The organism is Mesorhizobium sp. CC13 (assembly GCF_039907765.1).
GTDB lineage: Bacteria > Pseudomonadota > Alphaproteobacteria > Rhizobiales > Rhizobiaceae > Aminobacter.
In genome coordinates this window covers 169761-182781 of the sequence record NZ_JARDJI010000002.1, presented here as the reverse complement: position 1 = coordinate 182781, position 13021 = coordinate 169761, and the positions used below count along the sequence as shown (strand labels likewise).

15 protein-coding genes are annotated in these 13021 nt (G+C 64.5%); 4 read left to right on the top strand and 11 right to left on the bottom strand.

Translation table 11 applies throughout. The annotated features are described in order from the left end of the window. The first annotated feature begins 112 nt into the window (after positions 1–112). Together PV773_RS03930 and PV773_RS03925 are read left to right on the top strand one after the other, a co-directional pair. Positions 113–598 carry a BA14K family protein gene (locus PV773_RS03930; protein WP_347965092.1) on the top strand — a complete coding sequence of 162 codons (486 nt, stop codon included), beginning with the start codon at positions 113–115 and terminating at the stop codon, positions 596–598. Between the two features lie 135 nt (positions 599–733). Next, a complete protein-coding gene (locus tag PV773_RS03925) occupies positions 734–1027 on the top strand; it encodes a PilZ domain-containing protein (RefSeq protein WP_347965091.1) in 294 nt (97 codons plus the stop codon). Positions 1028–1040: 13 nt separating this feature from the next. Here the strand turns inward: PV773_RS03925 and PV773_RS03920 are convergent, their stop codons facing one another. The 5 genes from PV773_RS03920 to PV773_RS03900 all read right to left on the bottom strand — a co-directional run bounded on the left by PV773_RS03920 (position 1041) and on the right by PV773_RS03900 (position 5341). Beyond that, positions 1041–1274, bottom strand: a complete 234-nt coding sequence (locus tag PV773_RS03920) for a hypothetical protein (protein WP_347965090.1) — start codon at positions 1272–1274, stop codon at positions 1041–1043. Positions 1275–1282: 8 nt separating this feature from the next. Beyond that, entirely contained in the window at positions 1283–2347 is a 1065-nt protein-coding gene (locus PV773_RS03915; RefSeq protein ID WP_347965089.1) for a trypsin-like peptidase domain-containing protein, read from the bottom strand. Between the two features lie 206 nt (positions 2348–2553). After that, positions 2554–3573, bottom strand: coding sequence for a ketol-acid reductoisomerase (gene ilvC, locus PV773_RS03910; protein WP_340038812.1), 1020 nt, complete (start codon positions 3571–3573; stop codon positions 2554–2556). Between the two features lie 24 nt (positions 3574–3597). Continuing rightward, positions 3598–4251 carry a TetR/AcrR family transcriptional regulator gene (locus PV773_RS03905; RefSeq protein WP_347965088.1) on the bottom strand — a complete coding sequence of 218 codons (654 nt, stop codon included), beginning with the start codon at positions 4249–4251 and terminating at the stop codon, positions 3598–3600. A gap of 178 nt (positions 4252–4429) precedes the next feature. Beyond that, positions 4430–5341, bottom strand: coding sequence for a LysR family transcriptional regulator (locus tag PV773_RS03900; protein ID WP_347965087.1), 912 nt, complete (start codon positions 5339–5341; stop codon positions 4430–4432). Positions 5342–5430: 89 nt separating this feature from the next. On the opposite strand from PV773_RS03900, the gene PV773_RS03895 reads away from it, so the two are divergent. After that, complete coding sequence (locus tag PV773_RS03895) at positions 5431–6486, top strand: SDR family oxidoreductase (RefSeq protein ID WP_347965086.1); 1056 nt, start codon at positions 5431–5433, stop codon at positions 6484–6486. Positions 6487–6522: 36 nt separating this feature from the next. Here the strand turns inward: PV773_RS03895 and PV773_RS03890 are convergent, their stop codons facing one another. The 3 genes from PV773_RS03890 to PV773_RS03880 all read right to left on the bottom strand — a co-directional run bounded on the left by PV773_RS03890 (position 6523) and on the right by PV773_RS03880 (position 10631). Next, on the bottom strand, positions 6523–7797 hold the full coding sequence (locus PV773_RS03890) for an NAD(P)/FAD-dependent oxidoreductase (protein ID WP_347965085.1): 1275 nt from the start codon (positions 7795–7797) through the stop codon (positions 6523–6525). A 67-nt stretch (positions 7798–7864) separates the two neighbouring features. Next, positions 7865–9784 (bottom strand): potassium transporter Kup, encoded by a 1920-nt coding sequence (locus PV773_RS03885; RefSeq protein WP_347965084.1) that lies wholly within the window; start codon positions 9782–9784, stop codon positions 7865–7867. A 106-nt stretch (positions 9785–9890) separates the two neighbouring features. Continuing rightward, complete coding sequence (locus PV773_RS03880; RefSeq protein WP_347965083.1) at positions 9891–10631, bottom strand: pyridoxine 5'-phosphate synthase; 741 nt, start codon at positions 10629–10631, stop codon at positions 9891–9893. A 119-nt stretch (positions 10632–10750) separates the two neighbouring features. Between PV773_RS03880 and PV773_RS03875 the strand changes: the two genes are divergently transcribed. Further along, a complete protein-coding gene (locus PV773_RS03875) occupies positions 10751–11158 on the top strand; it encodes an STAS/SEC14 domain-containing protein (protein WP_347965082.1) in 408 nt (135 codons plus the stop codon). Here PV773_RS03875 and PV773_RS03870 read toward each other — a convergent pair whose 3' ends face one another. From PV773_RS03870 to PV773_RS03860, 3 genes are read right to left on the bottom strand one after another with little or no spacing between them, the layout of a single operon-like run. Next, entirely contained in the window at positions 11159–12286 is a 1128-nt protein-coding gene (locus PV773_RS03870; RefSeq protein ID WP_340038803.1) for an ATP-dependent RecD-like DNA helicase, read from the bottom strand. Between the two features lie 49 nt (positions 12287–12335). After that, the gene (locus PV773_RS03865) at positions 12336–12731 is read right to left on the bottom strand and encodes a type II toxin-antitoxin system VapC family toxin (RefSeq protein WP_347965081.1); all 396 of its coding nucleotides are present in this window, start codon (positions 12729–12731) and stop codon (positions 12336–12338) included. After that, a complete protein-coding gene (locus tag PV773_RS03860; protein ID WP_347965080.1) occupies positions 12728–12973 on the bottom strand; it encodes a type II toxin-antitoxin system VapB family antitoxin in 246 nt (81 codons plus the stop codon). Before PV773_RS03860 ends, PV773_RS03865 begins: the two co-directional genes overlap by 4 nt. Positions 12974–13021 lie beyond the last annotated feature (48 nt).

The window sequence follows — 13021 nt, the reverse complement described above, 5'->3', positions numbered from 1 at the left end:
GCGGAACCTGCACCGTTCATCACACGTTCAGCGTGAAAGGCGCAAAATACGTCATCTCCGTCCAAAAATACGGGGTGTGGGGCCTTTGGGATTCGCACTTCAGGAGACGATCATGACACACGGTCTTTCCACTTTCGCACGCGGGGGGCTCGTGGCCCTCGGCATTGTGGCCGGCATCCCGCTGTCAGCAAGCGCCGCGCCAGTCGCTTTGGCCCGGATGCCTGTGCCTGCGGCAACGCAGCCGGCACTCGACGTCGTGCCCATAAACCACCGCGACGGCGACTACCGGCGCTGGCGGCACTTCCGTCGTTATGACGACGATGATCGCTGGCGGTACCGGCGCTATTCCAGGCGCCACAGCGGCGTGGGCATCTTTCTGAACTTCGGCATTCCGGCCTACCGCTACTACGACCCGTTTTACGACCCGGGCTACTATCGCCCGCGCTACTACGCGCCGCAGCGGCTCTATAGGGCCGGTCCGCTCTCTTCGGCACATATCCGCTGGTGCTACAGCCGCTACCGCTCCTATCGGGCCTGGGACAATACCTTCCAGCCCTATGTCGGCCCGCGGCAGCAATGCTGGTCGCCTTACAGCTGAGGCAGAGCCGTAATCGGATGTGACTGCGGCGCCTGCGGCACCGTCGCAGCGATGCGCCCGTAAATAACATCAAATTTACGGATTTGGCGCAGGCTGCCGGTGCGCGATTCGATGCGCGCGCCCACGAGCCTCCCGATGACCGACGACGCCGCAACCAAACCACCGCGCGAACACCGCAACCGAGTGCTGAAGGGTGCGTCGATCATCACCGGTGTGACCAATTCCGAGATCAGCGTCACCGTCCGCAACCAGAACAGCGGCGGCGCCGAACTTCGCGTCCCGGCCGATGCGCGCGTTCCCGAGCGTTTCCTGCTCTACATTCCGGTGGACGGCATCGGCTATCGTTCAGTCGTCCGCTGGCGCAGGAACGACCGCGTCGGCGTCCAGTTCGAGGGCACCGAGCCCAAGCCGTCCTGGCACTACGGCTAACCGGCGCACGTCGTCAAAAGGCTCTGACGTCTCCGACCACGTCGACCATGACGTCCAGCCCGTCGAAGGTTTTCGGTAGTTGCGCCGCCTGCTTGTTCCTGGCGACCTGAACGTTGAGCGCCAGATCGTCGCGGCCGATGTTGAGGCAAATGCCCACGCCGACCACCCCGTCGAATCCGGCGAACCTTTCCTCGAAAGCCCGCTGGATCTCGATGGCTTCTTTCATCGAGTGCTTGGTGTCAGCCATTCCCAGCCTCAGATCAGCGTCACTCCGAGCTGACTTGTCACCGAGGATATAGGGTTTGCACCCGTTATTCCAACGTTTCCCGGCCCTCCCGAGGCGGAGCCCGCGAACAGCAGCCCCACCGGCCTGCCCTCCTCGTCGACGATCAGCGAGCCGCTGTCGCCGGGACGGCTGAAGGCCCGCGCCGGCGACATGTCCATCTCGATGGCGATCTGCCCGTCGAAACGTGCGACGCCCACGCCCATGTCGACGAGGTAGTTGTTGACGTTGACCGCCCTTACGCGGCCGCGCGTGTGCCTTGTGGTCCGGCCGGTCTTGAAGACGGTCATGCCCGGAACCGCCTCGACCGGTTGTCCGGGCTGGAGGGTGACGGCCGGCCGCGGCTCGTCGGAGCTGTCATAGAGGGTGCGGCGGTCCTCGGCCCGTCCGTGGTCGGTCAGGGCCGCGACCGCGCAATCCACCAGGTTCGGGATGCCGCCGAACTGCACGGGGACGAAACGCAGCAATTCCGCGATCACGTCGGTGGCCGGCCTGCCGCGATCACGCGCTCCCGGCTGCATGATCGTCGTTCCGATCGGGACATTGTTCACGTCGGCCAGAACGTGGTTGTTGGACAAAATGCCGTCGCGGCCGCTGATCTCGTCCCGGCAGAAGCAGCCTAGCGTTCCCGAATATTCGACCGTCGTCGGCGAGATGCTGGCGCCGAGCCGGATCGGATCGTTGCGCAATGTCGTCCACAAGGGTTTCTGCCGGCCGATATAGAGCACCTCGGCTTCGCCCCTGGCGCTCTCGACGATCTGCTCCACCACCCGGCTCTGCAGCTTGTTGCGGCTCTGCACGAGCACCGCCAGCTTCGCCTCGTCGCCATCGGCAAGGCTCACGCCGAGGGCGATGTCCTCGGCGGCGCGCTTTCGCGTCGCCCTCTTGGGACGAGCGGCCTTGGTCTCGAGCAAATAAGGGTCGAGGAAAAGGCCGGGCAGGCCTGGCTCCACTCCCTCCGTGACAGGTAGCTCGACGAAATTGAAGATCGTCGAAAAGATGATTGCCTGAAGTTCCAGCGCGGATTCGAGTCGCATCTCGTCCTCTCCTACGCGCCCGTCCGCCGAATCGGAGCTTAGCAAAAACAAAGGGCCGCGGTCTCTGCCGCGGCCCTTGTCTCCTGCCAGTATGGAAGAAGGTTAGTTCTTCGCCTCGTCGACCAGCTTGTTCTTGGGGATCACCCCGCCTGCCCGCTGCGCAGAGCGCGAGGACAGGCAGAGCAAGACTCCGTGGATCGACAGGCTCAGTTCTTCGCCTTGTCGACAAGCTTGTTCTTGGAGATCCACGGCATCATGCCGCGCAGCTTTGCGCCGACCTCCTCGATCTGGTGGGCGTCGTTGACGCGGCGGATGCCCTTGAAGCGGGCGGCACCCGACTTGTACTCCTGCATCCACTCAGAGGTGAACTTGCCGGTCTGGATGTCCTTGAGGACGCGCTTCATCTCGGCCTTGGTCTCGTCGGTGATGATGCGCGGGCCGGTCACGTACTCGCCCCACTCGGCGGTGTTCGAGATCGAATAGTTCATGTTGGCGATGCCGCCTTCATAGATCAGGTCGACGATCAGCTTCACTTCGTGCAGGCACTCGAAATAGGCCATTTCGGGAGCGTAGCCGGCTTCCACCAGAGTCTCGAAGCCGGCCCGGATGAGCTCGACCAGGCCGCCGCAGAGAACGACCTGCTCGCCGAACAGGTCGGTTTCGCATTCTTCCTTGAAGTTGGTCTCGATGATGCCCGAACGGCCGCCGCCGACGCCGCAGGCGTAGGAGAGCGCGAGGTCGAGGGCGTTGCCCGAAGCGTCCTGGTGAACGGCGACCAGGCACGGCACGCCGCCGCCCTTCTGGTATTCGCCGCGCACGGTGTGGCCGGGGCCCTTCGGCGCGATCATGACGACGTCGACCGAAGCCTTCGGCTCGATCAGGCCGAAATGGACGTTGAGGCCGTGGGCGAAGGCGATGGCCGCGCCGTCGCGGATGTTCGGAGCGATCTCGTCCTTGTAGATGTCGGCCTGCAGCTCGTCGGGCGTCGCCATCATCATCAGGTCAGCCCACTTGGCCGCCTCGGCCACCGTCATCACCTTGAGGCCGTCGGCCTCGACCTTCTTGGCGGTCGCCGAGCCGGCCTTGAGACCGATCACCAGTTCCTTGGCGCCCGAATCCTTGAGGTTCAGCGCATGCGCGCGACCCTGGCTGCCATAGCCGATGATGGCGACCTTCTTGCCCTTGATCAGATTGAGATCGGCATCACGATCGTAATAGACACGCATTGGTGGGTTCCTTCCCGTTTGCAGTCAGAGGGCCTTGGGCCCGGTTTTCGCTCCATGAAGAGCCAGGAACTGCTGCGTCGCGCGCACGGCATCGCCGTCGACCTCCGCCTCAGTCAATTCAATCCGGTCGCCGAGCAGAAGCCTGATCTGCACGTCGCGGGCGACCAGCCCAAAGAATGTCCGGAATGCCGTCTCGGCATCGTCGAATTCGAGTATGCCTGCTTCCCGGCCGGCTTCCAGCACCGGCTTCAACCGCCGGCCCAGCGCGAAACGACCGCGCTCCAGCACGATGGCGCCGAGATCGCGCTTGTCCGAGCCGGCATGGCCGACTGCCACCCGGTTGAGCGCGATCGAGGTGTCGCTGGAAATCACCCGCAGCCAGTCCGACGCAAAGCGCTCCAGGCTGGCGGTGAGTGCGGCAAGGTCGAGGCCCTTGCGGTCAACAGGGGTGACGCGCACCTTGGCTGCCTGCCACTGCACGGTCGCTGTCAGCAGCCCGTCGCGGTCGCCGAACCACTTGTAGAGCGTTTCCTTGGAGCAGCTGGCGCGACGCGCAACCGCCGCCATGGTCAGCCGGTCGCCTTCCTCGACGAGCAGGCGCAGCACGGCGTCGAGCACGTCCTGCTGACGCGCCGTCGGCCCCTCGCCTTCCATCATCTCGGACACTGCCTGCAGCATCTTCGCCCGTATTGGTTTGCGGTCCGGCACCTTTGGCTGATGCCGTACCGTACGTTACGGTTCGGTTGATAGCCCATTCCCCGGGGGACCTGCAATCGGATTCTTGAGGATGGATGCAATTATCGGCCGACCTGTCACGACAGCACGTTGGAGGCTGCGGGGTCTGCCGCCAATTGGCTCAGGCAGCGCCGAGATCGACGGTCTCGGCCAGGAAATCGAGCAACGCCCTCACCCTCGCCGGCACCGGCCCACCACTCCCCAGAAACACAGCATGCACGTCCTCGAGATCGCCTGGATTGGCGCCCTCGAGCACGCTGACCAATCTGCCAGCCGCCAGATCGCCCTGCACCTGGAAAGCCGCAAGTCGAGCCAACCCGAGGCCGGCCAGCGCCAGTTCGCGCAACGCCTCGCCGTCGCTGGCCTGCACGTTGCCGGTCGGCACAACGTCGACGACGGCACCATCCTGCAGCAGCGGCCATGCCGGCATGGTGCGGACATAAGACGGCCCAAGCAGATTGTGCCGCTTCAGCTCTTCGACTGTGCGCGGCATTGCCCGCGTGGCGAAATAGGACGGCGCGCCGACGATCGTCATCCGGGTAGCGCCCAGCTTGCGCGCGACGAGGCTGGAACTCTTCATCGGCCCGGCCCGGATCGCCACGTCGGCACGCGCCTCCAGAAGGTCTACGACCATGTCGGACAAGGCGACATCGACGGATACCTCAGGGTACCTGGCCAGGAACTGCGGCAGCAGCGGCAACAGGAAATGCTTGCCGAACGGTACATTGGCGTTGATGCGCAGGCGCCCGCGCGGCGCCTCGCCGGCTGCCGCGCACTGCTCCGCCTCCCTGAGGTCGGCGAGGATGGCGACGCTGCGCTCGTAGAAGGCGCAGCCTTCCGCCGTCAGCTGCAGACGACGGGTCGAACGGTTGACCAGCCGCGTCCCGAGCCGGTTCTCCAGCCGCGACACCAGTTTGCTGACGGCCGAGGGCGACATCGACAGCGCGCGCGCCGCGGCCGAGAAGCCGCCGCTCTCCACGGCCCGGGCAAACACTTCCATCTCGCCGAAACGATTGACGTCCACGCGCATCATTGTGAATTCACGTCATAAATCCTGAGATCATTCGACGTCTACTTCATCCTGCTAATCCCGTCCATATCAGCGGTCTACAGGAGATCTGGATGATGAAAACCAACACAGCCCTTATCGTCGGTTCCCATGGCGTCATCGGCAGCAACCTGGCCAGCCACCTGGCCGAACTCGGAAACTGGAACATTGTCGGGCTGTCGCGGCGCGGCGGCCCGGATCAGGGCCAAGTTCGCCATATCGCAGTGGATCTGCTGGATCGTCGGGACACAAGGGAAAAACTCGGCGGCCTGAGCGACGTCACCCACATCTTCTATGCGGCCTATCAGGACCGGCCGACCTGGGCGGAACTTGTCGAGCCCAATGTCGCCATGCTGCGCAATACCGTCGACACGGTCGAGCCGATAGCCAGGAACCTGCGCCACATCAGCCTGATGCAGGGCTACAAGGTCTATGGCGCGCATCTCGGGCCGTTCAAGACGCCGGCGCGCGAGACCGACGCCAACCACATGCCGCCGGAATTCAACATAGACCAGCAGGACCTGCTCGAAGACAGGCGGAAGGGCAAGGGCTGGAGCTGGTCGGCGCTGCGCCCTTCGGTGGTCATCGGCCAGGCGCTGGGCAATCCGATGAACCTTGCCATCGCCATTGGCGTCTATGCGTCGGTGTCAAGGGAGCTTGGCCTGCCGCTGCGTTTTCCCGGCAAGCCCGGCGCCTACGACAAGATCATCGAGATGACCGACGCCGGCCTTTTGGCGCGGGCCACTGTCTGGGCCGCAACGGACGAACGCTGCGCCAACCAGGCATTCAACATCACCAATGGCGACCTGTTTCGCTGGAACGAGATGTGGCCGAAGATCGCCGCCAGCTTCGGCCTCGACACGGCCCCACCCCTGCCCATGTCGCTGGACACGATCATGAGTGACAAGCAGCCGCTTTGGGAAAGGATGAAGGCCCGGCATGGGCTGGCCGACACGCTTTACGGCGACGTCTCGTCGTGGCGTTTTGCCGACTTCGTCTTCGGCTGGGACTACGACTTTTTCGGCGACGGCACCAAGGCACGCCGCTTCGGCTTCCACGATTTCGTCGATACAGAGGAGATGTTCCAGCGCGCGTTTGCTGACATGCGGCAGCGCCGGATCATTCCCTGATCCGATGATGGAAGGCATACTGCCTGCACGGTGCCCTTAGCCCAGGGGAATGCTCGCAACGGTCTCGGCTGCCGGACGCAGCCGATCATGCCATGGCGCTTCCCTGAGCCCGATCGGGCCGAAGGGATCGATCAGCGTGCCGGCGACCATCGAGGCAAGGATCTGTGGCGCCGGCGGCACTTTCGCCACCGTCGCCACCAGCCTGTCGCGCAGCAGCGGCAGCAGCACGGAATCCGACTGGTAGAAGGGCGTGAACGCGTAGGACAGCGCCTGGAACAGCCGCACATGCGCGCGGCGCGAGCGGACATAGGCGGTCAGCGCGGCATCGAGAACCCCGTGCCGGCGAAGCGCATGGGCCAGGGCGGCCGCATCCAGAAGGGCCATGTTCGCCCCCTGCCCCAGTTGCGGGCTGGTCGAATGGGCCGCGTCGCCGATCACCGCAAAGCCGCGCGCCGCGGGATGCCGCAACGTGTGCTGGCCGTAACGTGCCAGCGTCAACTGGTCGAAGTCGGTGATCTGGTCGAGATAGGCCGAGCACTCCGGCCAGAGCGACGCGACCCGCGCCTTCCAGGCATCCAGACCCTCGGCGCGAACGCGCTCCGCCGCCGCGGGCTTCAGGCTCCAGAAGAATGCCGCCATGTCGCGCCCAGCCGGCTCGGCCCGGCCGATCGGCAACACGCCGATCATCACGCTGGCGCGGCGGTAGCGCTGGCTCAGCGCATGTTCCTGGAAGCCCGTTGCCCGCCAATCGAGCGAGGCCCAGAAGGCGCCGTATTCGAGCGGCCTGGGCTGGTCCGTCAGCCCGGCGCTGCCGCGCAGCCTGGAGCGCGCGCCCGTCGCATCGACGACGAGGTCGAAACTGCCGAGCGCACGCCCCGAGCCGTCGCGCAGCAGCGGCGCCTCACCTGTTTCGACGGCCGCAAGGTCGATGCCGGTGGCAATGTCGATGCCCTCGCGCCGCGCTGCCCCGTGGAGCACTCCGAAAAGGGCGGCGCGATGCACCGCCACCCCGAAACGCCCGCCGCTCCGGGCGTCGTAGCGAACGTCGAGCACCGTTCGCCCGCTTTCGGCGTCGGTGCCGTGAAGCCTGTCGATGCGGCTGCCGAGATGCAGGGTCTCGTCCAGCAGGCCGAGATCGTCGAGCACGGTTAGCCCCGTCGGCTGCAGGATCAGGCCCGAGCCGAGCGGCTTCGGCTCGTCGAAGCGCTCGAGCACGGTGACGCGGTGCCCGTCGCGCTTGAGATACAGCGCCGCGGCCAGCCCCGCCGGACCGGCGCCAGCGATTGCGATGTGAAGTTTTCGACCGTTCATGAACCCGTCCGCCCGCAACCGACAGTCACGGGCAGATGGTGCGTTGGCAATGCTTCACATTGCCCCGCTAGATCGACACCTGCGTGCCGACTTCGACCACGCGGCCGGTCGGGATCTGGAAATACTCCGTAGCATCGGCGGCCGTACGGGCCAGGCCGATGAACAGCCTGTCCTGCCAGATCGGCATGCCCGAATTGGGCGAGGCCTTCAGCGAACGGCGCGACAGGAAGAACGAGGTCGTCATGATGTCGAACTTCCAGCCCTGCTTGCGGCAGATGGCCAGCGCCTTGGGAATGTTCGGCTGCTCCATGTAGCCGAATTTCAGCTTCACGCGCATGAACAGCTCGTTGACCTGCTCCATCTTGACCCGCTCGCTGTCCGGCACCACCGGTTGCTGGGCGGTCACCACCGAGAGGATGACGTTCTGCTCGTGCAGCACCTTGTAGTGCTTGAGACTGTGCATCAGCGCGGTCGGGGCGCTTTCCGGGTCGCTGGTCAGGAACACTGCGGTGCCCGGAACCAGCTGCGGCTTCTTCTTGCTCAGGTTCTCGGCAAGGAAATCGAGCGGAATCTCGTTCTTGCGCGTCTTCTCGAACAGGTAGCGGCTGCCGCGCACCCATGTCCACATGATGACGATGATGAGGAAGGCGACCGCGAGCGACACCCAGCCGCCCTCGAACACCTTGACGATGTTGGACAGGAAGAAGCCGATGTCGATGAGGGCGAACACGCTAGTGGCAGCGATGACGGTGGCAACCGGCCAGCGCCAGATGCGCAGCATGACGATCGACAGCAGCAGCGTCGTCACCAGCATGTTGCCGGTGACGGAGATGCCGTAGGCCGCGGCCAGCCGGCTCGATTCGCCGAAGCCGACCACCAGCAGCATCACCGCCAACGCCAGCAGCAGGTTGACGCGCGGCATGTAGATCTGCCCGAGCGTCGTCTCCGATGTGTGCAGGATCGCCAGTCGCGGCAGCATGTTGAGCTGCACCGCTTGGCGGGTCAGCGAATAGGCGCCGCTGATGACCGCCTGGCTGGCGATCACGGTGGCGGCGGTGGCGAGCACCACCATCGGCACCAGCATCCAGCCTTCGTTCATCTCGAAGAAGGGATGGCCGACGGTGCCGCCATGGGCGAGCACGAAAGCGCCCTGGCCGGCATAGTTGAGCAGCAGGCTCGGAAAGACGATGGCCAGCCAGGCGAGCACGATCGGCCGCCGGCCGAAATGGCCGAGGTCGGCGTAGAGCGCCTCGGCACCGGTCACGGCCAGGAAGATCGCGCCGATGGTCACGAACGAAACCTCCGGCTGGTTCACCAGGAACTGGACGATGTAGATGGGATTGACCGCAAGCAGGATCTCGGGGTCATCGGCGATGTGCACTATGCCCGCATAGCCGATCGCCAGGAACCAGACGAGCGTGATCGGCCCGAAGATGATCGCCACGCCGCCCGTGCCGAAGCGCTGCACGGCAAACACCAGGGCAAGGATCACCAGGGTCAGCGGCACGACATAGGGATCGAACGCCGGTGTCACGACCTTGAGCCCTTCGACCGCCGACAGCACCGAAATCGCCGGGGTGATGACCGCATCGCCGTAGAACAGCGAGGCGCCGACCATGCCGAGCGCAAGGATCAGGCCCGAGCGCTTGGCATAGCTGCGGCGGGCGAGCGCCATCAGCGACAGCGTTCCGCCCTCGCCGCGGTTGTGGGCGCGCAGCACGAACATGACGTATTTGACGGTGACGATGATCGTGAGCGCCCAGATGATGAGCGACAGCACACCGAGGATATCCTCGCGCGATGCCACCTGTCCGCCCGAGGAGGACGCGACCAGCGCCTCGCGGAAGGCGTAGATCGGGCTCGTCCCGATATCGCCGAACACGACGCCCAGCGCGCCGATGATCAGAAACCTGATGTCCTGGGAATGGGCATCCGTCGGGACGTTCTGCCCGTTCTTTTCCACCTTGCCAGCGTCGGCGTCGGCCATGGACGAGTCTCCGTGAAGCCGCGGGGCTCTACCCTCGCTAGGTGGCAAAAGCAACAGCTGATTTGTAACAGCTAATCTTCAGAAACGCATAGCGGCGACCGGATCGTCACCACCCGCATGCCTTCAGATAGCGCTCGATCGTGCGCGACATGCCGTATTCGAGCGCATCGGCCGTGAGGCCGTGGCCGATCGAGACTTCGGCGAGCGCCGGGATGCGGCCGATCAGCTTCGGCAGGTTGGCGACCGTCAGGTCGTGTCCCGCATTGACCGCCAGTCCTGCCCCCCGCGCTGCGTCGGCAGTCCTGCCAAGCAACTCCAGATGCCTGGCTGCCTGCGCGGGGTCCGCGTGGTTTGCACCGTATGGCCCGGTGAACAGCTCGATCCTGTCGGCACCGGTATCGCGCGCCGCGTTCACGCCGGCCGGGTCCGGGTCGGAGAACAGCGACACGCGAAAGCCGCCCTTCTTCAGGCGCGCCACGATCGGCTTGAGGAACCCTGCCTCCGCCACGAAGTTCCAGCCGTGGTCGGAGGTCGCTTGCGCCGGATCGTCCGGCACCAGCGTTACCTGCTCCGGCTGGTGCTTCTCGACCAGCTCCAGGAAATCCTCTGCCGGGTAGCCCTCGATGTTGAACTCGGCCTTGGGGAACTCGTCGTCGATCAGGGCCCGGATCTCCGGCAGGTCGGTGAAGCGCACATGCCGCTGGTCGGGACGAGGATGCACGGTCAGCCCGTGCGCGCCGGCGGCCAGCGCGATGCGCCCAAGGCCGGTGACGCTGGGCCAGGGCAGGTCCCGCCGGTTGCGCAGCATCGCGATGGCATTGAGATTCACGGAAAGCTTGGCAGGCATCGGCAACTCACGGCAGGTTCGCGTCGTCCCGACCTAGCACGGCCAGGATGGGAACAGAGAGCCTTTTTATGTGTTCCAGCATTCATGGCGCATGCGGCGCCAATTGCGAGGAGGCATTCATGGCATCGATGGATATCCGGCCTGCCGTACGCCGCATCGAAACCGACAGGAACGATGTCTTGGGCTTCGAAATCGTCGGCCGCTTCACCCCGGCAGACTACGAGAACACCTACGGACTGCTCGACGCCGCCTACCGGGGCCAAGACAAGATCGACATCCTGGTACGCGCCGAAGGCTACGAAGGCTTCGACTGGTCGCCGATCTTCAGCAGCTCGACCTGGAAGGAGGAATTCAAGGCATTCAAGCACATACGGCGCTATGCCCTGGTCGGCGGTCCCGCCTGGATAGGCGCGATGATGCGGTTCTTCGCACCTCTGAGCCCCATCGAGATCAGGTATTTCCCGCCGGCGGACGAGGCCAAGGCATGGGCCTGGCTCGGCGCCAGACCGATCGAACCAAGAATCTGATCAGCGTACGATCGTCAGCCGTTCGGCTGCGCGCGTGATCGCCGTGTAGAGCCAGCGCTGGCGCGTGTCCTTGAACGCCCAGCTCTCGTCGAACAGCACGACGTCGTTCCACTGCGAACCCTGCGCCTTATGGACGGTCAGCGCATAGCCATAGTCGAAGTCGTCGTAGCGCTTCTTGGTGCCCCATGGGATGTCCTCGTCGGGATTCTCGAAGGTCTGTTTCAACAGCTTGATCTTGGCGACGCCGCGATCCGGGTCGTCCTCTTCCGGCGCCACCAGGAGGTTGATGCCCGGCTTCACCGTCTCGCGCGACGAGGTCATGACCTTCCACAACGAGCCGTTGAGCAGGCCCTTGGCCGGGTCGTTGCGCAGGCATACCAGCTTGTCGCCGGCCTGCGGATAGCCCGCGGTGAACCCCTTCAGCTCACGCAGCCGCTGATTGTAGCGCCGCCGCGTCCGGTTGGTGCCGACAAGCACCTGATCGGCGCCGAGCACGAGATCCTGGGTCACGTCTTCCTTGCCGATGACCTGGGCCGTGCCATAGTCGCCGCGCATGAACTCGCGGCCCTCGCGCACGTCTAGCGCCAGCCGGATGATCGGGTTGTCGCGCGCCTGGCGATGGATCTCGGTCAGCAGGAAATCCGGCTCATGCTCGGTGAAGAAGCCACCGCCCGAAATCGGCGGCAGCTGCGCCGGATCGCCCAGCACCAGCACCGGCGTCCCGAAGGTCAGCAGGTCGCGCCCGAGTTGCTCGTCGACCATCGAGCATTCGTCGATAACCACGAGCTTGGCCTTGGCGATCGGGCTCTGGCGGTTGAGCGAGAAGGTCGGCGACATCGACGTCTTGCCGGTCGCCTCGTCGGCAATCGCTTCCTCGCCCTTGGGCCGATAGATCAGCGAGTGGATGGTGCGGGCGTTGGTGGCGCCCTTCGAGCGCAGCACCTGGGCGGCCTTGCCGGTGAAGGCGGCGAACTGCACCTGGCCGTCGACATGCTCGGCGAAATAGCGCGCCAGCGTCGTCTTGCCCGTACCGGCATAGCCAAACAGGCGGAAAACCTGCGGCCGCCCGGACTTGAGCCAGCGCGCCACGGCCTGCAGCGCATCGTCCTGCTGAGGAGAGAATTCCATGGGCTCGACTGACAGGATTCGGTGGCGAAGGGCAAGGGATTTGGCCGGTTCAGCCAATGTCGGCATGAGAAAAGTCGGCGCCCTTGTAGATCAGCGACACACCGGAACGACGTGCTGCGGCATAGGAAAAACAGTCGCCAAAGTTCAAGCGAGCCGGATGACCGGTCCCTTTGCCATAACGATCGAACGCCTGTAGCGCCGCGAGATATGTATCCGCTTCAACGGGCTCGATGGAGATCCTGGCACGCGCCAGATAATCGTGCACGATGAAGGTCATTTCTTCGATAGGCGCCTCGCGAATACGGCAAAGTGCCAGCACCGTTTCGAACATCACAAGCGGGGATGTGAAATGCGGCGGCTCGAGCTGAAGCTTGAGAGCGATAGTCTCGCCCTCCGGCTCTGGAGCAATCAGAGCCACCAGAGCGGAGCTATCCACGAAGCTCACTTGCCGTCCTCCTCCCAGAGTTCGTCGTAGAACTGCTTGTCAGCGACCTTCCCGGTCAGTGGATATGCGCCAACCCGTGCCCGTAGGTCTGCCGTACGCTCCCACAATGACTGCTTGCTGTTTTCAGCAGCCAACGCCTCTTCAACAGCCTCCCGGATCGCATCGGTGATGCTAATGCCTCGCCGGCTTGCGAGAGCCCGGACCATACGATCCGTCTCCTCATCTCTAACGTGTAGAATCATATCAACACAACCTTAAAGTGCCAACACACGAATATTATCGTATAGATT